Source organism: Methylotenera versatilis 7, from assembly GCF_000799165.1.
GTDB lineage: Bacteria > Pseudomonadota > Gammaproteobacteria > Burkholderiales > Methylophilaceae > Methylotenera_A > Methylotenera_A versatilis_A.
The window spans coordinates 1-23,228 of record NZ_JUGF01000001.1 but is presented as its reverse complement, the minus strand read 5'-3'; the positions used below and the strand labels follow the sequence as shown (position 1 = coordinate 23,228).

Annotated in this window: 9 protein-coding genes and 1 tRNA gene; 1 reads left to right on the top strand and 9 read right to left on the bottom strand. The window is 47.1% G+C overall.

The features are described from left to right. Nucleotides 1–5 precede the first annotated feature (5 nt). Nucleotides 6–221 carry a hypothetical protein gene (locus K370_RS11925; protein WP_235272635.1) on the top strand — a complete coding sequence of 72 codons (216 nt, stop codon included), beginning with the start codon at nt 6–8 and terminating at the stop codon, nt 219–221. A gap of 153 nt (nt 222–374) precedes the next feature. Here the strand turns inward: K370_RS11925 and K370_RS00050 are convergent, their stop codons facing one another. The 9 genes from K370_RS00050 to K370_RS12360 form a co-directional block, all read right to left on the bottom strand. Then, on the bottom strand, nt 375–614 hold the full coding sequence (locus K370_RS00050) for a hypothetical protein (RefSeq protein ID WP_047536626.1): 240 nt from the start codon (nt 612–614) through the stop codon (nt 375–377). A 303-nt stretch (nt 615–917) separates the two neighbouring features. Further along, nucleotides 918–4,448 (bottom strand): TonB-dependent receptor domain-containing protein, encoded by a 3,531-nt coding sequence (locus K370_RS00045; RefSeq protein ID WP_052185111.1) that lies wholly within the window; start codon nt 4,446–4,448, stop codon nt 918–920. A 91-nt stretch (nt 4,449–4,539) separates the two neighbouring features. Then, on the bottom strand, nt 4,540–5,499 hold the full coding sequence (locus K370_RS00040) for a FecR domain-containing protein (RefSeq protein ID WP_047536625.1): 960 nt from the start codon (nt 5,497–5,499) through the stop codon (nt 4,540–4,542). Between the two features lie 26 nt (nt 5,500–5,525). Next, nucleotides 5,526–6,029: a sigma-70 family RNA polymerase sigma factor gene (locus K370_RS00035; RefSeq protein ID WP_047536623.1), complete on the bottom strand. Its 504-nt coding sequence runs from the start codon at nt 6,027–6,029 to the stop codon at nt 5,526–5,528. A gap of 380 nt (nt 6,030–6,409) precedes the next feature. Continuing rightward, nucleotides 6,410–6,496 (bottom strand) — tRNA-Leu (locus tag K370_RS00030). Between the two features lie 129 nt (nt 6,497–6,625). Then, complete coding sequence (locus K370_RS00025; protein WP_088177641.1) at nt 6,626–8,347, bottom strand: ShlB/FhaC/HecB family hemolysin secretion/activation protein; 1,722 nt, start codon at nt 8,345–8,347, stop codon at nt 6,626–6,628. 12 nt (nt 8,348–8,359) lie between these two features. After that, nucleotides 8,360–12,814 (bottom strand): filamentous hemagglutinin N-terminal domain-containing protein, encoded by a 4,455-nt coding sequence (locus tag K370_RS00020; protein WP_081977121.1) that lies wholly within the window; start codon nt 12,812–12,814, stop codon nt 8,360–8,362. A gap of 305 nt (nt 12,815–13,119) precedes the next feature. Then, nucleotides 13,120–14,643, bottom strand: coding sequence for a TolC family outer membrane protein (locus K370_RS00015; RefSeq protein ID WP_235272634.1), 1,524 nt, complete (start codon nt 14,641–14,643; stop codon nt 13,120–13,122). 227 nt (nt 14,644–14,870) lie between these two features. Continuing rightward, nucleotides 14,871–23,228, bottom strand: an 8,358-nt coding sequence (locus tag K370_RS12360; protein WP_152603123.1) for a VCBS domain-containing protein, incomplete at its 5' end; no start/stop codon positions are given.

Here is a 23,228-nt window from a genome sequence, read left to right as displayed (position 1 = left end):
TAGCCATGTCACTGGCACTACTAGCTGGCTGCGCGCAAAGCCCTAAAGTTGCTAACCTAGATTCACATAAGTGGAGAACACTTACCTGCAGCGGATTTTTGACTTGGAACGAATGCTGGCAACAGGCACGATCCATTTGCCCAAATGGGTTCTATACATCAGACCAATTGGAAAACTACACCATTCAACGCCGTGAAGTCAGTGTGGCATGTAAATCTTGATACGTTATTGGCAACCACATCACTTAGGTCATAATGAGTTCAGTTTCAAACTCTGGCTCAAATTCGTATGACGGCCCGCTTTGTGCGACTCATTGAAACTCAACCATAGTGGGTGTTAAAAAACCTCTACTTAGCGAATAATTGAGGCAAGTATCAAAATGCCTCAAAAATACAAATAGTCTCAGTTGTATTAAATGTTACTTGCAAATTAGCGCGTATCGCCATTTTCTTGATCTCACCTATAAGCACATCATGGTCATCAATATGGCGCATCAGAATAGCGCAATATGCTGAATAAAATCCATGTTGATTGACCTCGCGCACAATTTCAGCGAGGTTAATAGCATCCACATCGTTTAAATCTGCTGATGTTTTTGTATACTTTATTAACATGTTTTAATTACTCAAATTATTGAGCCTCAATTGATATTGCTCACGTCTTATCCGTTATTCCCGCGAAAGGTGTAGCAGAGATTCCGCACGGATGCTCCACAAGGGAGAATCCAGTTTAAAAGCCCAAAGTTAGCAATTAATCGTGGTCCGTCCCCTATTGTTTGATAAGCAGGTATTTGTGGCTGCCTGCTACTCCAATTCATCACAACTCATTTAGCGCCTCGTAAAGTACTAATATGGTTGCGATTGAATGCTTTATAGGGCAGTTGCAAATGCCCTGCTTTTTGTTCTGTTTTTATAGCCTTACTTCTTATCCGGTACAAACTGCCAATTCAAGCTAAACCAAATACCTCTCGGTGCACCAGGTGCAACAAAGTTGGTGCTGAGCCAATCGCCAGAATTATGGTTGTAGCCGTCCGGGCCAATAGCTCCATTAATGCTGGGTGAAAAAGGATTAACACCTAAACGACCAGCACTAAAATACTCCCTATCAAAAACGTTATTCACCAACATGCTAGCCGTCCACTCTTGATTGAACTTGTAACTGGTTTGGAAATTAAATACCGTATAACCAGGGATTTTTCCTGGGTTGGTAGTTGGTTGCCGATAGACAGTTCTGAATCCAGTTGGTACACCATTCGCATCAAACTCTTTAATGAATACAGGCCTTGCAACCCCCTTCCTATGCTCATTGTTTTCATTACCACGTAAGTAAGACCAGGAATGCATCACCGCACTTAAACCTACTGTCCAGTTCGGCGTAACGTCATAACTCACATTAGCATTTAGATTATGTAGTGACACACCCGGTATGCGGGAGCCTGGTTTTACAGTTATTTCACCAGGAGCAGTTTCACCAGAGCCAGCAAGTATAATTGGCGCGCTAGCGCTACTATTTGTTTCGCCACCCGTGACGAATGTACTTCTGAATTTAGCATCTGTCAGTGCGTAATTAAGGCTGAATCGTGCTTTTCCTATATCACCATTCATGCCCATTTCAATGCCCTGGCGACGTGTTTTGCCAATACTGTCAAAAAAGTTTTGATTACCAAAATAGGTGACCATGTAAATATCATCCTTAAGTTCAGTGCGGTAATAGCCTAAATTCCATTCAATCGCATCTGCCCAATGTCCACGCATGCCTAAATCAAACGTTTCTGCTTTAACTTGTGGTAAATAAGGGTCGCCAGATAAGCCACTGGGTAGTTGGCAAGAGCGTCCATTGGCGACACTGCGTGGAACAAAAACTTGATTGCCATTAGCATCTAATCCAAACGCAGTTGGTGTCTTATCTAAAGCACAGCCAAGCTCTACCACACTGGGGGTACGTGCACCCTGCGCCCAATTGGCATATAAATTCAAGTTTTTCTTGGCTTGCCAGGTGGCACCTAGTGAAGGATTTAGTGAGTAATAACTGAATTTTTCTGCTGCCTCTCCAAACTGCAGATTAAATGGCGCCAATCTATAACCTAATTCGCCCGAACAAACACCGTTAGGACATATTTCAAATAAGTTAGGAGTGTTAAGAATGTCGGAAAGGCTAATTTCTGACGCGCCGAAATCACGTGCCGCTAAAGTACTGTTCACTTGCGTTTCGTTGTACCGCACAGCACCAGTCATGTGAAAAGTTTCTACTGGGCTCCATGTTTCACTAAAATATAAACTTTTAGTGCGCGATGTACCGTCAAAGTTATTATTTGAGATTCCCCTGTCAGCAGCCGCATAAATATCTAATGCGCGATCAGGATCAATTTTTCCATTTCGCTTCGCATCAAAGAAACCTAAACGTTGCGAATTATTATATTCAGCATAGGCACTATCAATTGAAGCTCCAATCATGAATTTATGATGATCTAAGTTCCAGTTAAGCTGAGTAGAAAAGCCGTCTACAATTTGATTGATGCGATTGTCAGTTATAACAGCTGTTGGGATACCTTCTACATAACCTTCACCCCCATCATACAAACCGTCCACCGTCCTAGGCTGGTTTGTTACTGGATCAAACAATGTGTTGTAGCCTAAGCCAACATTCGCATTGGAATTAGTTTGAGTGTTTAGGCAAGCTTCACCATTTGCTGCCTGGCGAAAAGCAACAATATGTTTTACACCATCTTCAGTATAATAATTTGTTGCCCCTAGCCCGCTAAATATTTCAAAATCAACGCCAAGCGACGCTAAACTAGAAACAGCAAAGTCATTCGAAAAACCATCAACTCTTGCAATATAGGATACTTCTCCATTAGAAAAAGATGTTTCTTCTCCAAAAAATGTTCGATTTGATGGAAATTTATTTGTATAAACATATTGGGTCGGATTTGCATAGTAATCCAACTGATCTTTAAGTAAGTCTGCATAATATTGAGGCAGCTCTCGATTAAATGCATCCGATCCTAACAAATCAAAATCTGCAACACCATTACTAAACAACTCATTTAGAAAAGCACTTGAAGATAAGTCATTCGGATCTGGAAGATCAATCACTACATAGTCTGGGATGCCATATTTATTCGTGCTATTGAATTGACAAGTAAATTGGTCACCTTCTTTAAAGTTTTGGCTTACCGTTTGATTATCATAATCGGTATATACATCTGCATTCTTTTGCTTACGCTTGCTGTTACGTCTATACACCTGACCCGTAACCGTAAAATTGTCATTCACAAAATAATTGCCAGATAACTGAAACTGCGCAAGGCGGTTTTTAGTGGTATCTGGGCTGGTAAATACACTATTACGGTCTTGTTCATAAAAATTGGTAGGCACAACTCCATTTCCTACCAAATCATTACCCACAATCAAGCTGCTGAAACTTAAATCTAGTTTATCGCCACGGTAGCTGGCTTTACCAAAGAACTGATTCACCTTGCTAGGTGAATTATCACGCCAGCCATCTTCCATAAAAAAGTTGCCTGCACCAAAGAGTGCAAAAGTGCCATTGTTAATGCCACCTTCTACTTGCAGTTGTTTACGACCAAAAGAACCGGTTAGCACTTCTGCATCAACGCCTTCATTGTTAAAGCCATCTTTGGTTTTAACAGAAATAGCGCCACCTAATGTGCCCAATCCAAACAACGGATTTGATCCTGGGAAAACATCAAAATTTGCGATAGCGTTCATGGGAATCATGTCCCAGTTCACTACATCACCAAACGGTTCATTGACACGGATACCGTCAAAGAATACTGATAGACCCTGCGGAGTACCGATTTGTGGACCTGCTGTAAAGCCTCTGTATTGCACGTCCATTTGAAAGGGGTTGCCTTGGTAATCATTGACGGTGACGGATTGCAGTTTTTTATTCATTAAGTCGGTAATACTTAATGAATGGGATTCTTTGATCTCTTTGGCGGTAATGCTTTGCACGTTGCCGGGGATCTGGTCTTTGGTGAGTCCTAAACCGGGCAACGGGCCGATTTCGTAGAAGCGCTTGGCACGAACTTGGACTTGGTCTAACTCGACATCGATTGGGAGGTTGTTTTCACTGACTTTAACTGTTGGTGCTTTTCTGAGTTCCAGTTCGCCTTTTTTATTGTTAATGATTTCAAGCCCAGAATCTTTAAGTAATGTAGTAAAACCGTCTTTAACCGTATATTGGCCTTTTAAGCCTTGTGTGTGTTTCCCCTCGGTTAGCGTAGAATCAAAAGGAAGTAGTACACCAGCATTAGCAGCATAAAGTGATAGTGCATTAGTTAAATCGCCTGCTGGTATGTTAAAAGACTGTGCGGGAATGTTCGTTTTAAGCGGCTCTGCATTTGCAACGGGTGAATGTATGGCAAACGCTGAAATAGCTGCAGCTAGAACATTTTTTTGAAAGGCATGAGAAAGATTAAGCATAATGTCTCTTTAAAAATTTGGTTTATGCTGCCTATGCCACTTGAAAACCAAAAAGGGACAATACTTTTTTAATTATTTTTAAATAATTTTTTTAGATTGCTTTTACAGTCACCCAATACTTGGTGACCGAATCTACGCGAACAGGATAGGTTCTTTCTAAACTGGCAAATAGTGCATTCATATCTTTAATGGGAAATGCGCCTGAGATGAGAATTTTTGCAGCATTAGAATCGCACCGTAAAATGCCTTTGTGATAACGACGCAACTCTAAAACAAAGTCTTTAAGTGGCATATTCACCACATTAAACATACCTTTCACCCATAAATCAGCGCTAGGAGTTAGCGGCTTGGTTTGAGAAAAATAGCCTTCCCCAAAAGTGACCATATCACCTTGGTTAACTCTAAGAGTAGGATCATGTGTTAATGTGACAGTAGGAGTTGGTATAATTTCAACGACCCCTTCAAACACAGCCACAGTATGATAATTACCATTGTTGCGCACGGTAAATTTTGTGCCTAATGCACGTACATCTCCCTGTTTGGTTTGTACAATAAATGACAAATCGCTATTAGCACCGTGGCCAGTTTCGATGAATATTTCACCCTTAATTAGTATGACTGTACGACTTTTTTCGGTGTAATCGATGTTAATTGCTGAGTTAGTATTCAGAATTATTTTTGTATTATCTGCCAGTTGAATTTCGCGCTGGTCACCCGTTTGAGTTGCGTAATCAGCAGTAAATGTTTGCCATGGCTGATGTTGATAAGTTAGCCAGCCAGTAGTGGTTGCTGCAGCCACAATCCCTAAATTTTTCAGTAAGCGGCGGCGCTCTAAAGACTTAGGTTGATTTGCTGTAAGTAACGTGGCTTTGCTGATTGTAGGCGCAATGCCGTCAAATTGACCTGCAATAGATTGTATTTTTTGCCAAGCCTGATCATTATCTTCAGATGCTTGCCGCCAATTTTGAAAAGCGTGGCGATCAGTCTCGGTTACATTATCTGCATTCAGTTTTGCATACCAGTTTGTCGCAGCTTTTAAAGAGTCTGACATTTTAAAATAATTAGTATAGTGGACAGCTAAGCTGCAGAAGCGCAATGTAACAACGCTTTTGCAATATATTTTTTAATAGAGCTCACTGTAACACCAAGCTCTAACGCAATTTCTGCATAAGACATGCCGTCAACACGGTGCAATAAAAACGCGGCACGCGCATTGTGCGAAAGGCCACTAAGCATACAATCCAGCGCGATAATTCTTTCTAATAAAATTTGCTGATTTTCTAAAGACTGTCCACTATACGCATCTTGACTTCCACCAAGAGCCGCCAAGGCATTTAAATAAGCAGTTTCAATATCGCGACGGCGCAAAAAGTTAGCCATCAACCCATGTGCTATTTTTGTTAAGTATGCGCGCGGCTCAACAATCTGCTCAGTTTCTACCTTAGAAAGCAAACGCATAAATGTATCTTGCGTTAAATCAGCAGCGTCAAAAGTAGAGCCCACCTTTTTTGACAGCCATTTATGCAGCCAAGAGTTATGCTCAACATAAAACTCTCCGACCAACGCACTTTGCATTACCATATTCTTATCCTTAAATACTGCTAGATGGTTAGCTGTATTTAATAGCGAAAAACGTGCCTAAAAATAAAAACGATTAAGCCTTTGTTTTATTAGATAAAGTTAATTAAATATATTTTTAAGCGCTTTATAAATTGGCTGTAAACAACCAAAAGTTGGTTGTTTTAGGTTGTTATTAACCACCAGATCAAACGAATACAACTTTCCCTAAGCGTCCTTCAACGTATGATATACGCACGCTCTAAACGGTTTCTAATTCGCGATTGAAGTGGACAATATTGAAACAATAATTAATGGTCGCTTTGATCCAACACGCATCAGAACCGAAATTGGTTTAATGATACAGTGTGATATAAAAACCAGCTAACTCATTGATTTTTTTATGGTGCCCGGGGCCGGAATCGAACCGGCACGACCGTAAAGTCGAGAGATTTTAAGTCTCTTGTGTCTACCAATTTCACCACCCGGGCGGGTGATTACTACTGAATTTGTTGCGGAGCGTATTCTAACATCGTTAGGTCAATTATGACTAAAGTTTGTGAAAATAATTTGAATATTATTGTCTCAAACCCAGTTAAAACCATACTGGTTTAGGCCGATTAAAAATTACTACCTATTTGTAGCCAAACTTGATGTTTGCTGTCTTCGCCTTCAGTGTCGTTTCCATTGCTATCCAAACCACGATTTCCCGTAATCTGACGCCCGTAACTTAATTTTGCATCTAAATATTGATTGGTATAGCCTAAACCAAAACCGACGCTTGCTAATTGATAGCAGTTTTTTAATTTAGGATTGCCGGCATTCCAATCTGCCCAAGTATCTTTGAATTGGCACACGCCACCAGCATCGCCCAACAAGCTTGCGCTAAATTGTGATGTGATTGCGTACTTAGCTTCTAAATTTAGCATCCAGCCTTGATCTGCTGCTGCTTCGCCTACTGTAAATCCAGTCAAGCCGACCGGCCCGCCAAGCGAAAATTTTTCATATCCGCCCAAATTCGCATCTGCTAACTGTCCAGAAAACAGCGCTTTTGCAGTGAGCTTTTCACCCAGTATTTGTTGGCGCCCAAGATAAAAATTGATTTTGTTATAACGCCCGTCAGAGCGCCTTGTTAATCTGTCCGATGCCTGTTCAGCACGATTTCCAGATAAGTCTAGATCACCAGTGGTTAAACTTGCGCCGCCCCAAAACGTGCCACCCAAGCCAAAACCATCGCTATGATCACCTTTTAAACCAACTGTAAGCGCATGATAATCTTTATCAGAGACCTCAAACCCTAATACGTCATCTTTACTGCTAAACGACTCAATACTACCTTGAAAAGCAAGGTTACTGTAACGACTACGAATCAACGGATGTTTAATACTTGCCCGATAAGCATAGGATTCACCTTCCGGGTCAAGCACACTTAAATCACCGCCATTCACTTCATAATTAGAAACCGAGCCCGCTAGCTGGATGCGCGTGCCGGCATATCCAACCGGAAAGTCATAGGCGCCTTGTACGTATTCAAGACCTTTGCTTATTAAAGCATTTACAGTAAGTTGATCGCCCCAACCTGTTAAGTTGTTAAAACTAGCCAAGCCATTTAGGCGTGCTTTACCTAATAATCTTGAACCATAATTGTCGGCCCAAACGCGCGCATTAAATAAAGGTGTATCTGCCAAATTAACGGTGACATCGGTTTCACCTGTTTGAGCACCTTGCGACAAAGTCGCTTGCCCACTGAAACCAGGGGTATCGTTAATCAACAACATAGCGCGCTCTAGCGCTTGGCTACTTAGCGGCATGCCTTTTTGTTGTGTGCTTGCCAGCATTTTTGTCGCTAGCTTTGGATTTAAACGCGCTTTTGCGTCGCTATTGGTACGCACTTCACCCAACTTTGCTTCATTAATCTCAATTGTCACCAAGCCATTTTGAATATCTTGTGGTGGTAAAAACACTTTTGCCAGCCATCCATTGCGTTGATACAACTGACTAATTCTTTGAGTGACTTTAGTTAAGTCATCATAATCTAAGGTTTGACCAATATAAGATTGTACTTCGGCTTGCAACAGGCTATCAGGCAGCAACGTAGCGCCAACAAACTGAAAGCTAGTCACCTTTACTGAAATCGCATTGTCTGATTTAGGTGTAGCTTGTGTTGGCTCAACAGGCTGTGTGGGTGGCGGCAAGTTGGGCGTATTCAAGTTTTCAATATCACGCTGTATGCTACCAGAATCAATATTTGGCGCGGCATACAGATAATTTGTTTGAAAAATCGTGAATAACAGGCCACTTAATATAAACGGGCTAACTGGTAACTTATTGAAGTTTTTCATATTTTTTATTTATTATAGCTTTAAGCATGTTGTCGCCGCTAAGGCGTTGGCCACCACGCCGCCCACTAAAGGCTGGCTGATTGATGGCTCGTAGTCTACATTATCCGCACCAAACGCATCAAGCCCGTTAACTATCGGCTGATTGCCGTTAAACTGAGAGCAAGCTAACTCTTGATCTGATCGAGTAACGGCATTATTAAACACGCTGATATTGCCAGAGGTATTGACGGGGCTCACTGGTAAAATAGCCGCAGTGACAGTTAAATTACCTGCGTTCGATTTATTCAGCGTATAGCCTGTTGTTGCCGCAACAGGAGTCACATCAATCGCATAACTGCCTACGTTGCTTGCCACTGCTGAACCTGTAGAAGTAGCTGAACCAGTCAGTGAGTTAGCAACAGTATCTTGCGTGAATACATTGCCATAAGTTGCTGCATTAACAAACGGCGTTGCAATATAAGCATTAGCTACTAAGGTTGCTGCATCTTGCCCATAAGTTTTGGTTTGATCTGTTGAGGTAATATCTAAAGTTGGGCTTTGTACAAATACATAGCGATTACCTGCTTCAGCCGTCGCCACACCTAGTGAGCGCCCATAAATCGCTTGGTTGCCGCTATTAAGTCCGCCGTAAATATTACCAGCTAGAGCATCCGTATGCACAACCCAGCGGCCTGCTGTGGCTGTTAATGCATTCGCCCCTGCATTATTAATAAACGCATTGCTGGTTAATAAAATATCACCCGCTGAGCTAGTCATCGTACCGCCTGTTTGCAAGGTAATATTGTCAATCGCATTGACGGTTAACGTGCCAGTTAAATTAGATGCCGCATTTGCAAAACGGATACTGTTTATATCGCGCAAACTCACATCTTTTGCATTGGTGATTTTGACAATATCGATATCATTGTCTGTATTAGTTGCTATCACACTACCTGCACCAATAATTTCCAATGTGCTATTAGTGGCTGAAGTTAATATGCCATTGATGGTTAAAGTGGATGCAGCAGATGTTGTACCTATCTGGCTATTATCGCCCGCAGACACATTACCAGTAACTATTGCCGCATCAGTACCTGTCAACGCCGCGGCATTGGCTAAAGTAATTGCTTCTGCTGCTAAAGTCACATTATTCACATTAAGTGTTGCGCCACTGGCAACATTCGTACCGCCTGCTGTAGCACCCAGCGCATTTGCGTGTGCTGCAGTCAAAGTTCCACCTTGCACATTGGTTACGCCAGTATAAGTATTATTGCCGCTTAAGGTTAATGTGCCAGAACCTGCTTTATTAAAATTGCCAGCCGTACCGCTTATTACGCCGGAAAATGTAGTAGATGCATTATTACCGCCAGAGGTTAAGGCAGCAGTACCCATAACAATATTACCCGCGCCTGCAATTGAACCCACAGTTTCAGCATAACCATTTAAATCAAATGTAGCGCCAGATGAAATATTCATTGCACTTAAATCACCGATAGCGCCAGCGTTACCGAGCTTTAATGTATCCGCCTTAATATTAGTAGCACCTATGTAGGTATTGTTACCAGAGAATGTTAATTCACCACTACCGACTTTTTCTACAGCACCAGACCCGCTAATGCTATCGGCATAACTATATGCGTCAGACCGATTAAATACTACAGTTGCATTATTGGTAATATTTCCTACTATAGACCCATTAGTTGCACCATTACCTATCTGTAAAACACCCGCATTAACAACTGTTCCACCAGTATAAGTATTCGTTCCTGCGTAGATAAGTGATCCTGCACCCGATTTAGTCACTGTAGCATTATCACCAGCAATCACGCCACTGACGGTCAATGTGTCCATATTGTTAATATTAATCGCACCGGAATTATCCGCATTAATAGATGTAACGGTAGAAGTACCGCCGCCTATCGTGGTGATATTTACGTTGCCACCTGTGCCATTTGTGCCATGCGAAGTATCAATGGCTGCGGACGTTACTTGACTACCACTTAAAGTTACACTCCCTGCTGCACCACCAGTTCCTGTACCATTTGCATTACCTGTTTTTGCAGTGATTGTGCCTGTTGTAAGCGCTCCTGCGCCTGTAATAGAAATCACCCCCGCATTACCTCCAGCCTGATTACTTGCTCCGCCTGCGCCGCCATTTGCTGTTATTGCACCATTAATAGTGCGATTTACGCCAGTAATCGTAATATTGCCGGCATTACGGCCAGCAACGTCATTAGTAGGTACAGGGACGTTTATACTGGTATCAATATAACCATTAACTGTCACATCCGCCTTAGAGCTAATAACTACATTACCGCCATGCGCTTTGTTCTTAGCTCTCAGATCTATTGCCCCTGTCGTTACATTACCGCCATTAGCTTGATTAATAATTTTGACTTCACCAAAATTTCCACCAACCCCAATAACTGTGCCTGTTGAAGTGCCAGTACGTGCAAATAAACTACCATTAACCTTTATATCGCCGCTTACTAAATTATTGATGGTAATAAAACCAGCATTACCGCCATCAGCATCAGATACAGCCGCATGGCTTGCATTAGCGGAAATCGCACCCGTCTCTACTCCTGCGTTTGCAGTAATATTGACTATGCCTCCCGCCCGGCCTACGCTAGATGTTGTACCGCCATCGGCAGTAATCAAAGCGCCACCCAATAAAACAGCGTTACTTGCCGTAATAGTAATATTGCCCGCATTAGTGTTGGTAGCGCCAGTCGTCGCAATATTGCCAGCCGTGTGGGTAATATCGTAACCTTCTAATGTTAAGCCACCACGTTGAGTGGTAATGTTTGCACCAATCGCCACATTGCCTGCGCCATTGTCATCAGCATCTGCTTTTAAAGTTAATGCGCCTGTGCCATCTAAAGCTATTGCTGCCTTTACATGAATATCGTTATTAGCTTCTAACACCAAGTTGTTATTAGCTGAACCAGTAGCTGTTGCGACATTAAAAGCATCTTTAACAGTAATATCGTTAGTGGCTTGCAAGGTAATCGTGCTGCCCTCTGTGATGCCAGCAAAACTACCAGTAAGCGCAGTGACATCAAAAAAACTGTCCTGATTTAAGTCCTCTGCAAATGCCTCTTCATTATCAACAGCTGAAAATCCTATTGTATTTGCATCTGTGCCAACACCAATCGTAATATTAGTTGGATCCAGCAACAAATTACCGCCCCGACCATTCGCAGCACTTAAATCCACATTGCCTAAGAAGTTAAGCAAACGTTTGCCAGAAATTTCAACAAAACCTCCATTGCCTGAAACCACACCGCCTTTTGCCGAAACACTTCCGTAATAACGGGTAATATCATTTCCCCAAACAATCACCTTACCGCCATCGCCGCTATCTGTGGCATCTGCGATTAACTGTGCATCTTGATGAACAAATGTTTTAGTCGCATTTTGAATATCGGCGTTTTTACCTTGATAATCACCCCCGATCAAAATCGTACCGCCGCCTGTTTTGCCTGATACGTTCACGCTACTCGTGCTAAACATGCCGACATTGTCGCCCAACAAATGTACCGTGCCACCTTTTTGGCTGGATGAAACTGCTGAAATTTCGCCACTATTGACAACAGTTTTAGCCCCCGTTAAACGAACCACACCACCATCACTCACCATACTATTGGCTTCAATTTTGCCACTATTGTTAATCACGGAAGTGATTAGCCCATCCGCCGCTTTTGTGCTCATCAGCACTTGGCCATTGCCTACTTGAATCAAATGTTTATTCTCAACCAGCGTATTCACGCTGGCGCTATCCACTTGCACATTAATTAAACCATTACCATTAAAATCCAGCGTTATTGCATTACCTGCTGACATTGCAACCGTGCCTTGCAGTGCTGAGATCACACCTTCATTGCGCACTTCCGGCGCCAGTAGGGCAACATAACCGCCACTGTTAGCAACAATACTGCCCATATTGATAACGCTGCCGGCATTACCCGTAAACTGATAATTACCATTTAAAAAATCTTCATCGGCAATATTTAAAGTGGTAGCAACAATACCACCCACATTCACTTGTGCGTTTTTGCCAAACAGCACGCCGTTAGGGTTAATCAGCCACACCTGACCATTTGAATTTAGCTTACCGAAAATCTCACTGGGATTACCCGAAATCACCCGATTAAGTGAAATAGCATTGGCATTAGGCTGCACATAAGTCACTTGCGCATTGGCGCCAATGTTATAAGTGTTCCAGTTGATGATGGATTTTTGCGTATTTTGCAAAATATTCAATTGATTGCTATTTTGCGTAATGGCAGATTGCCCTGAAACCACTTGCCCGCCAGTCGGCAAAGCGTTTAACGCTGGGTCTGCCCAAGCAGCCATATTGGGTAATAAGCTCAATAGTGGCAACAATACAAGCGCAGCGGATTTGCTGTGTGATTTAGCAATTTCAGACACCACTTGCCATATCTGAGAAGATTTATTAAACACCAAACGGTAGCAATGATTCATCACAAAGTTCCAATAAAATTCTTTTTAACAATCAGAAAAAACAGGCAGTGAATGAATAAAAACTGCCGCACTAATAGCACATCAGCAAATTACATGCCGCCATCAATTCAGCTTTAGGCAATAAAAAAGCGCATTACCTTAACAGACAATGCGCCTCTTTAAACTAATACTGATTAGTGCTTATAAGCAAAACATCAGCAATTTATTTATTAACAGGCTCTCGTACAATTTGATATCGCAGTCCTTTTGACGACAGGATTTTGCTCGGTCCTTAACACGCCTAGCAATCGCCTTTAGGCTGCAGACTAGCGAACTGGCTTAATCAACTGTTGGTTTACCCCTAAAGGTTTCGCGTTCGCCAACAATGCCTCTTTATCCACAGTTACCTGTGCTGGCGCGATGGCTTCACATATATTAGCAACATCCATATAAGTTTCGCGAGTCACCTCTGGCAAACCTTGGCGCGCTGAACCAATTTTATTCAGTAACTCACCCTGACTGGCATAAAGTCGCGCATAAGCAGCTTGTATATCAAAATTCGTATTGGCAAAGCTACGTTTGGCTTGAAAGTATTCATTTTCGGTATCTAATAAATCCAGCAACGTACGCTGTCCAATGTCAAACTGCCTGCGATAAGCTTCGCGCGCATTTTCAATCGACTTTTGATGGATATCACGATAGGTTAATTGCTCTTTTAATTGATTAATATCGTTATAAGCAATCGTCACTAATTGACGCGTATCAACACAGGCTTTATCACGGAAATCATTCGCTGTGTTCAGCTTTTCAACCGCTTGACCTACTGAAGCTTTATCTGAGAAACCGTTAAATAAATTAAAACTCATCGTTAATTCAAGCACATCTGCCGCATTGGTACTATTGCGACCGTCTGAACTAGTGCCTAAATTTTTACGTGCCTGCAAATCTAGACGCGGTAAATATTTAGCTTCTTTTGTCTTCACTTCATCTTTAGTTGCTTGAATATCTTCAATCGTTGAAAGTAAATTGGGGTTTTGCAAATAAGCAACACGGAGCGTCTCAACTGGTGTTGCTTGCTTGCCTGTACTGATGAAATCTGGCTGCTCTAAAGTTTCAGGCGGTAATTCGCCCAGCAAACGTTGTACACGGGCAGTGACATCATGTAAGTTCGTCATTTCTGTCAATAAATTGGCTTCCGCCAATGCCAAGCGACCAGTCGCTTGCTCTAAATCTACGCGACGTGCAACACCTGCATCGACACGTTCCTTGATTTTATCGAACAGCTGTTTATGCGTAACATAATTGGTTTTAGCATACTCAGCCAGCTGGCTATAACGCAAAGTATCAATATAAGCGCGCATAAATTCCAGCGTCGTATCTTGCATCGCAGCTTGCAACTCATAATAGCGAACACGCTTTGCATGGCCCAAACGATTCACTTCAGAAGGCGTGGCAAAACCATCAAAAATCATTTGACGCAATACTAACTCATTGTTCCAACGAGGAATTTCTGTGCCAGTGCTATTACGAAAACCATTAATATCTTCTTGCTTGCGATAAGTCGATTGAATATCGACTTTGGGTAGATATCCGCCTTTTACCACATCCTGCTCATAGCCAGCACCAAGATAAGCGTGGTATCTGGTTTGCACTTCTGGATTAGATGAGATGGTTTTTTCAACCATTTGCTTTAACGTAACAATTGGTTCTGCATTGATAGCTGGAGAAATCAGCAAGCTATTCATGACCGCGGTAATTAACAATCTTTTTAGAAATGTCTTATTTTTCACCATTAACTCTTTTCCTGTATTTGAGCGCACTTGGATATTTAACGCATTGATAATATTCAAAATATTTAAGCCTTAAATCAATTTTTTATTATTTTAGTTTTATAAATTATTTCATATTGTTACAAAAGTTTATCAGAACTGTAACTGTGAAACTATGCTTCACAAGAGCCATTGACTTTGTGTGGAATTACGTGCAAAAAAATAAGCCAAGTCCGCAGACTTGGCTTATTCAGGCCTTGCTATTTACATTTGTTTACAAAAGCAATTGGTTCCAAAGCAACATTTTGCTAATCCGTAATAAGTTTCTGCTTAGTGAGCAAATCAGCGATAACCTGCTGATCGTTAGCAAATGAGCCGATCAGATCGACATTCTGCAACGTGATTACCTGAACATCGTTAGCACTATTAAAGCCACCGGCATAAGCCCCACTGTCGCTAATATGCACGATGGTATTGACGCCGGATTTTTCAAAGTGTAGATAGTTCGTCAGATTTGTCTGGTTTTCACCCGTCAGGAGATCGCGCAGATCCAGCACATCGCCACCTGCAACCCTAGACGCCACATCAAAATCAGTCACGATATCAGCTGCCGGGGTACCAACCACACCTTTGTCGGCCAACTCCCACTTGAAGACATCCACACCTAAGCCACCTGTCATGGTATCGTTACCAGCACCCCCAATTAGCGTATCGTTGCCTGCACCGCCATTTAGCGTATCGTTACCTGACCCGCCCATCAGGAAATCATTGCCAATACCCCCACTCAAATTATCGTTGCCGGCACCACCAGACAGTATGTCGTTTCCGCTTCCTCCATCTATAATATCATTGCCGCCCAGACCGTCTATCAGGTCATTAGCCGCACTACCAGTCAAGGTATTCCCAGCCTGCGTACCCATAATATTTACAGTTGTTGCAGCAACTTCAATCGATATATTTTGTGTGGCAGTAGCGTCTATGCCATTCTCGGTTCCAATCGCTGAAACAGTGAGATTCATGGTTCCAACATAATCTGGTGGTGTTAATAACTGCAGACTACTCAACTGAGACTCGGTGAAGCTCCACGAACCACCACCCAGATTTGTTCCAACAGCAACGCCATTTGAGCCAATGAAACTGAATCCAACACCACTCAATGGCAGACCGGATATAGTGATCAGGCCAATAGTTTCGTCACCCACCGGTAGCACATTGATTGGGAATGTGATCGGTGTAGCATAACTGTTCCCGTTATAGTAAATTTTGGGTGCCCCAACTGAAAGCTGAGAGTCATTATTTCCATCGATCGCATTAAGTACCAGCCACGAAAATTGATACTGTCCCGTAGTTGTTGCGGTGTAATTAACGGTGCCGGTCGCATCTACTGCAGTGCCGTTCACATTGATACCAGTTTGCTCCGATGAAGAAAGAAGCTGATAGGTAACCACGCCATTGGGGGCGGTAATGACCAGTACCGCGATATCGTTGTATCCCTGGTTGATTTCACTAAGAACAATCTCGCCGTTGAAGAAGCTCCAATCGAATGCAACCTGACTACCCGCACCAAGGGTAATTGCATAATTACTATAGGCGCCATCAAATACATCTACGTTCCCTGGGTCATTCGCTCCTCCAGTTGGTGGATCAAAACGATTATCCAGAGAGCCTGCTGGTAAACCCAATGCAGTTTCTATATTCGCTTGTGTAATTGCAGTAGTTGTATTAATGGCTGCAGTTGGTGTGCCAGCGTGGACACTCGACAAAGAGGCAGGCATGATGATTTGCGGTGCATCAGTCACTGAGGTAATTGTAAGATTGACAGTATCTACATCGATGAGTGTGCCGCCAGTGCCTGTATTACCATTGTCGCTGGTAGTCATGGTGAGAATATCACTACCATAATAGTTAAGTGCTGACAGATAAGTCACATTTGACGCTAAAGTCGCATTAATTGCTGCCACAGTTCCTGTCAAGGTAACTGTTCCCGTACCGCTACCTATAATGGTGGCACTACCGCCAGTGACAGTCAGCGTACCGTTGGTAACCGACAGAGTCACAGTCATGCTGCCACTACCCGCATCCACATCACTGATACTGAGGCCAGTAATGGCCTTACTAATATCTTCAGCGGTGGTTTGTGCGCCTGGAACAGTGTTAACTGGCGCATCATTCACTGCTATCACCGCAATAGTTGCGGTAGCGGTATTGCTATTGCTTGTTCCATCGGTCACCACCACATTAATAATACGCGGAGTGGTATCCGGGCTTTCGGTAGAGTTTGCAAAGGTAATGGCCCGGATCGCAGCTTGATAGTTTGCGAGCGAGCTGGCACCGCTCAAAGTCACTACATTGCCGACAATGCTTGAGCTAATACCGCCAGGCAGTACACCGACCGTCAGCACATCTCCAGCTTGCGCATTGGTCAATGTAATGGTGGCACCAGTAATATTAGTCGAATCAACATCGGTGATACTGATATCCGCATCGGCAATCGAGACGGCTGCACCATTCTCCGTGTAAGCCGTCGCAAAACCAGTGCCAGCGGCGGATGCATCCAGGTCGAGAACCGGTGCATTCAGTAAGGACACCGCTACAGTAGTAATTGCTGTGTTGCTATTGTTTGCGCCATCTGTCACCACCACATCGATGCTACGCGCCGTAGTATTTGTACTGGTTGTGCTAAAGGTAATCGCCCGGATCGCTGTTTGGTAATTGGCCAGGGTCGCAGAGCCGGTCAAGGTCACTACATTCCCGACAACGGAAGCTGTGATCCCTCCGGGCAGCGTACCTGCAGCTAATACGTCCCCTGCTTGGGAGTTGGTTAATGTAATAGTAGCCTTGGTGATATTGGTAGAATCGGCATCGGTAATGCTGATGTCGGTATCCGCGATCGATACTGCAGCGCCGCCTTGGGCAAAGACGGTCGAAAAACCTGTGCCCGCGCCTGAGGCATCCAGATCGAGAACCGGCGCTATGCCTGGATTGATTGTCAACGTCGCGGAAGAAGTGCTGCCATCAGCATCAGTCAGCGTATAAGTAAAAATATCTGGCTTAACAATTACTGGTGTGGCAGTCAATCCATCAAGGCGATAGGTTGCACTGCCCGAGGTAAATACCAGATAACTAAAGGCCGATGCGGTAGTAATCGTTGAATTTGCAATATTGCCAGCAGCACCAGTGATCGTACCCGTACCAACAAAACTGCCGTCAAGCGCGTAAGCGCGCCAGGTGGCTGTTTCCGCGGCAGTAAGGTCTGTTAACCTGACCGTGGCCGAAGTGGTCGTCATGCCAAGGTCGATCAGCAGATTTTCATTGGTCTCGATCTTACCTGTGGTAGTGGTTCCTGCAGTGCTCTCTACACCGATGCCATCATCATTTGTGCCGGTATTATTCCAGAACCTTACAAAACCAGCCTGCGTGGCAGTCAACTTGGCAAAATCAATACCATTGGCCGCAACATTGCCGACATAAGGAGTGGTAGTTCCCGTAGTGTCATAACCGTAAACCTTGAAAGCAGCGTTCCATGTAGCCAGGCTCGCGGCAGTACCAGCGGCAATAGTCTTGGTAGCTGCCTGTGTATAAGTATAGCTGCCGTCGTCTTGGTCGATAACCAGTGTACCGTTGATAGTGACGATAGTGCGTACGTTGCCGGCGCCAACAGTGTTGGAAATCACGGTACCTTGCGTTACTCCTACATTGGTTATCGAGGTAGCATCTGCACCCAATACATCCGCCCCGCCAGCAACTGTACCGCCTGCGCCTGTTATCACATTGCCGGTGATAGAGCCGCCACTGCCGCTTAGGCTGTCAACATCGTCATTCGCTACTGGAGCCGTATCTGCAAGATTAATGGAAACGGTTGTCCAAGTAGCAGAAAGTGCTGATCCATCCGATGTTTTGTAAGTAAAGCTGTCTACATCAGAAGTTGCATCGTCATGAATTCTGGATGCAGGTGCAGTGTAATTAAACGTACCATCAGCATTCATGACCACTGTACCGCCAAGAGCGGTAGTAATGGAATTTGACCCATTAGCTGCCTTTGCGCCAGTGCCGGCAGCATCAGTAGCGAATTGCCCAACAGTCAGGGCTCCGCTATCAACGTCCGTGTCATTTGCTAGCACATTACCCAAGACAGCCGAGGTGCCTTCTGTTACAACGAAGCTATCTACAATGCCCACCGCCGCATCGTTGGTGCCAAGGATGGTGACGGTGATCACTTGCGTGGTGCCGTCGGCTGTCGCCACCGTAATGCTGTCGGTGTAGCTGGTGCCGCCAACGAATTCATTGTGGGCGGTATCCATGGTGTAGGTCCACACGCCGGCGGCGTTGATGCTGAACTTGCCGTAGCCGTTGGAACCGGCCACGTTGGTCTGCGCCACGAAGGTCGCGGCGCTGTCCACGTCGGTCGCCGTGAGTGTGCCGCCAGTGCTTTGTACGGCATTGGTCTCGGTCAGGTCGGCGGTACTGCTGCCAGTGATGACGGCCGCATCATTGGTGCCAAGGATGGTGACGGTGACGCTGGTGGTGGTGCCGTCGCTACTGGTCACCGTAAAGGTGTCCGTATAGGTGGTGCCAGCGACGAATTCATTGTGCGCGCTGCTGGCAACATAGGTCCAGGCGCCTGCCGCGTTGATGCTGAAGCTGCCGTAGGTGCCAGCAGTGGCGGTTTGGGCCACAAAGGTGGCTGGGCTGTCCACGTCGCTGATGCTGAGTGTGCCATTGGTGCTGAGCACGGCATTGGTTTCGGTGAGGTTAACCGTGGCGCTGCCCAGTACCGCCGCATCGTTGGTGCCAAGGATGGTGACGGTGATCACTTGCGTGGTGCCGTCGGCTGTCGCCACCGTAATGCTGTCGGTGTAGCTGGTGCCGCCAACGAATTCATTGTGGGCGGTATCCATGGTGTAGGTCCACACGCCGGCGGCGTTGATGCTGAACTTGCCGTAGCCGTTGGAACCGGCCACGTTGGTCTGCGCCACGAAGGTCGCGGCGCTGTCCACGTCGGTCGCCGTGAGTGTGCCGCCAGTGCTTTGTACGGCATTGGTCTCGGTCAGGTCGGCGGTACTGCTGCCAGTGATGACGGCCGCATCATTGGTGCCAAGGATGGTGACGGTGACGCTGGTGGTGGTGCCGTCGCTACTGGTCACCGTAAAGGTGTCCGTATAGGTGGTGCCAGCGACGAATTCATTGTGCGCGCTGCTGGCAACATAGGTCCAGGCGCCTGCCGCGTTGATGCTGAAGCTGCCGTAGGTGCCAGCAGTGGCGGTTTGGGCCACAAAGGTGGCTGGGCTGTCCACGTCGCTGATGCTGAGTGTGCCATTGGTGCTGAGCACGGCATTGGTTTCGGTGAGGTTAACCGTGGCGCTGCCCAGTACCGCCGCATCGTTGGTGCCAAGGATGGTGACGGTGATCACTTGCGTGGTGCCGTCGGCTGTCGCCACCGTAATGCTGTCGGTGTAGCTGGTGCCGCCAACGAATTCATTGTGGGCGGTATCCATGGTGTAGGTCCACACGCCGGCGGCGTTGATGCTGAACTTGCCGTAGCCGTTGGAACCGGCCACGTTGGTCTGCGCCACGAAGGTCGCGGCGCTGTCCACGTCGGTCGCCGTGAGTGTGCCGCCAGTGCTTTGTACGGCATTGGTCTCGGTCAGGTCGGCGGTACTGCTGCCAGTGATGACGGCCGCATCATTGGTGCCAAGGATGGTGACGGTGACGCTGGTGGTGGTGCCGTCGCTACTGGTCACCGTAAAGGTGTCCGTATAGGTGGTGCCAGCGACGAATTCATTGTGCGCGCTGCTGGCAACATAGGTCCAGGCGCCTGCCGCGTTGATGCTGAAGCTGCCGTAGGTGCCAGCAGTGGCGGTTTGGGCCACAAAGGTGGCTGGGCTGTCCACGTCGCTGATGCTGAGTGTGCCATTGGTGCTGAGCACGGCATTGGTTTCGGTGAGGTTAACCGTGGCGCTGCCCAGTACCGCCGCATCGTTGGTGCCAAGGATGGTGACGGTGATCACTTGCGTGGTGCCGTCGGCTGTCGCCACCGTAATGCTGTCGGTGTAGCTGGTGCCGCCAACGAATTCATTGTGGGCGGTATCCATGGTGTAGGTCCACACGCCGGCGGCGTTGATGCTGAACTTGCCGTAGCCGTTGGAACCGGCCACGTTGGTCTGCGCCACGAAGGTCGCGGCGCTGTCCACGTCGGTCGCCGTGAGTGTGCCGCCAGTGCTTTGTACGGCATTGGTCTCGGTCAGGTCGGCGGTACTGCTGCCAGTGATGACGGCCGCATCATTGGTGCCAAGGATGGTGACGGTGACGCTGGTGGTGGTGCCGTCGCTACTGGTCACCGTAAAGGTGTCCGTATAGGTGGTGCCAGCGACGAATTCATTGTGCGCGCTGCTGGCAACATAGGTCCAGGCGCCTGCCGCGTTGATGCTGAAGCTGCCGTAGGTGCCAGCAGTGGCGGTTTGGGCCACAAAGGTGGCTGGGCTGTCCACGTCGCTGATGCTGAGTGTGCCATTGGTGCTGAGCACGGCATTGGTTTCGGTGAGGTTAACCGTGGCGCTGCCCAGTACCGCCGCATCGTTGGTGCCAAGGATGGTGACGGTGATCACTTGCGTGGTGCCGTCGGCTGTCGCCACCGTAATGCTGTCGGTGTAGCTGGTGCCGCCAACGAATTCATTGTGGGCGGTATCCATGGTGTAGGTCCACACGCCGGCGGCGTTGATGCTGAACTTGCCGTAGCCGTTGGAACCGGCCACGTTGGTCTGCGCCACGAAGGTCGCGGCGCTGTCCACGTCGGTCGCCGTGAGTGTGCCGCCAGTGCTTTGTACGGCATTGGTCTCGGTCAGGTCGGCGGTACTGCTGCCAGTGATGACGGCCGCATCATTGGTGCCAAGGATGGTGACGGTGACGCTGGTGGTGGTGCCGTCGCTACTGGTCACCGTAAAGGTGTCCGTATAGGTGGTGCCAGCGACGAATTCATTGTGCGCGCTGCTGGCAACATAGGTCCAGGCGCCTGCCGCGTTGATGCTGAAGCTGCCGTAGGTGCCAGCAGTGGCGGTTTGGGCCACAAAGGTGGCTGGGCTGTCCACGTCGCTGATGCTGAGTGTGCCATTGGTGCTGAGCACGGCATTGGTTTCGGTGAGGTTAACCGTGGCGCTGCCCAGTACCGCCGCATCGTTGGTGCCAAGGATGGTGACGGTGATCACTTGCGTGGTGCCGTCGGCTGTCGCCACCGTAATGCTGTCGGTGTAGCTGGTGCCGCCAACGAATTCATTGTGGGCGGTATCCATGGTGTAGGTCCACACGCCGGCGGCGTTGATGCTGAACTTGCCGTAGCCGTTGGAACCGGCCACGTTGGTCTGCGCCACGAAGGTCGCGGCGCTGTCCACGTCGGTCGCCGTGAGTGTGCCGCCAGTGCTTTGTACGGCATTGGTCTCGGTCAGGTCGGCGGTACTGCTGCCAGTGATGACGGCCGCATCATTGGTGCCAAGGATGGTGACGGTGACGCTGGTGGTGGTGCCGTCGCTACTGGTCACCGTAAAGGTGTCCGTATAGGTGGTGCCAGCGACGAATTCATTGTGCGCGCTGCTGGCAACATAGGTCCAGGCGCCTGCCGCGTTGATGCTGAAGCTGCCGTAGGTGCCAGCAGTGGCGGTTTGGGCCACAAAGGTGGCTGGGCTGTCCACGTCGCTGATGCTGAGTGTGCCATTGGTGCTGAGCACGGCATTGGTTTCGGTGAGGTTAACCGTGGCGCTGCCCAGTACCGCCGCATCGTTGGTGCCAAGGATGGTGACGGTGATCACTTGCGTGGTGCCGTCGGCTGTCGCCACCGTAATGCTGTCGGTGTAGCTGGTGCCGCCAACGAATTCATTGTGGGCGGTATCCATGGTGTAGGTCCACACGCCGGCGGCGTTGATGCTGAACTTGCCGTAGCCGTTGGAACCGGCCACGTTGGTCTGCGCCACGAAGGTCGCGGCGCTGTCCACGTCGGTCGCCGTGAGTGTGCCGCCAGTGCTTTGTACGGCATTGGTCTCGGTCAGGTCGGCGGTACTGCTGCCAGTGATGACGGCCGCATCATTGGTGCCAAGGATGGTGACGGTGACGCTGGTGGTGGTGCCGTCGCTACTGGTCACCGTAAAGGTGTCCGTATAGGTGGTGCCAGCGACGAATTCATTGTGCGCGCTGCTGGCAACATAGGTCCAGGCGCCTGCCGCGTTGATGCTGAAGCTGCCGTAGGTGCCAGCAGTGGCGGTTTGGGCCACAAAGGTGGCTGGGCTGTCCACGTCGCTGATGCTGAGTGTGCCATTGGTGCTGAGCACGGCATTGGTTTCGGTGAGGTTAACCGTGGCGCTGCCCAGTACCGCCGCATCGTTGGTGCCAAGGATGGTGACGGTGATCACTTGCGTGGTGCCGTCGGCTGTCGCCACCGTAATGCTGTCGGTGTAGCTGGTGCCGCCAACGAATTCATTGTGGGCGGTATCCATGGTGTAGGTCCACACGCCGGCGGCGTTGATGCTGAACTTGCCGTAGCCGTTGGAACCGGCCACGTTGGTCTGCGCCACGAAGGTCGCGGCGCTGTCCACGTCGGTCGCCGTGAGTGTGCCGCCAGTGCTTTGTACGGCATTGGTCTCGGTCAGGTCGGCGGTACTGCTGCCAGTGATGACGGCCGC

Coding starts and splice junctions, on each gene's coding strand:
- K370_RS00050 (WP_047536626.1), bottom strand. CDS start 614: ATGTTAATAAAGTATACAAAAACATCAGCAGATTTAAACGATGTGGAT.
- K370_RS00020 (WP_081977121.1), bottom strand. CDS start 12,814: ATGAATCATTGCTACCGTTTGGTGTTTAATAAATCTTCTCAGATATGG.
- K370_RS00040 (WP_047536625.1), bottom strand. CDS start 5,499: ATGTCAGACTCTTTAAAAGCTGCGACAAACTGGTATGCAAAACTGAAT.
- K370_RS11925 (WP_235272635.1), top strand. CDS start 6: ATGTCACTGGCACTACTAGCTGGCTGCGCGCAAAGCCCTAAAGTTGCT.
- K370_RS00045 (WP_052185111.1), bottom strand. CDS start 4,448: ATGCTTAATCTTTCTCATGCCTTTCAAAAAAATGTTCTAGCTGCAGCT.
- K370_RS00035 (WP_047536623.1), bottom strand. CDS start 6,029: ATGGTAATGCAAAGTGCGTTGGTCGGAGAGTTTTATGTTGAGCATAAC.
- K370_RS00025 (WP_088177641.1), bottom strand. CDS start 8,347: ATGAAAAACTTCAATAAGTTACCAGTTAGCCCGTTTATATTAAGTGGC.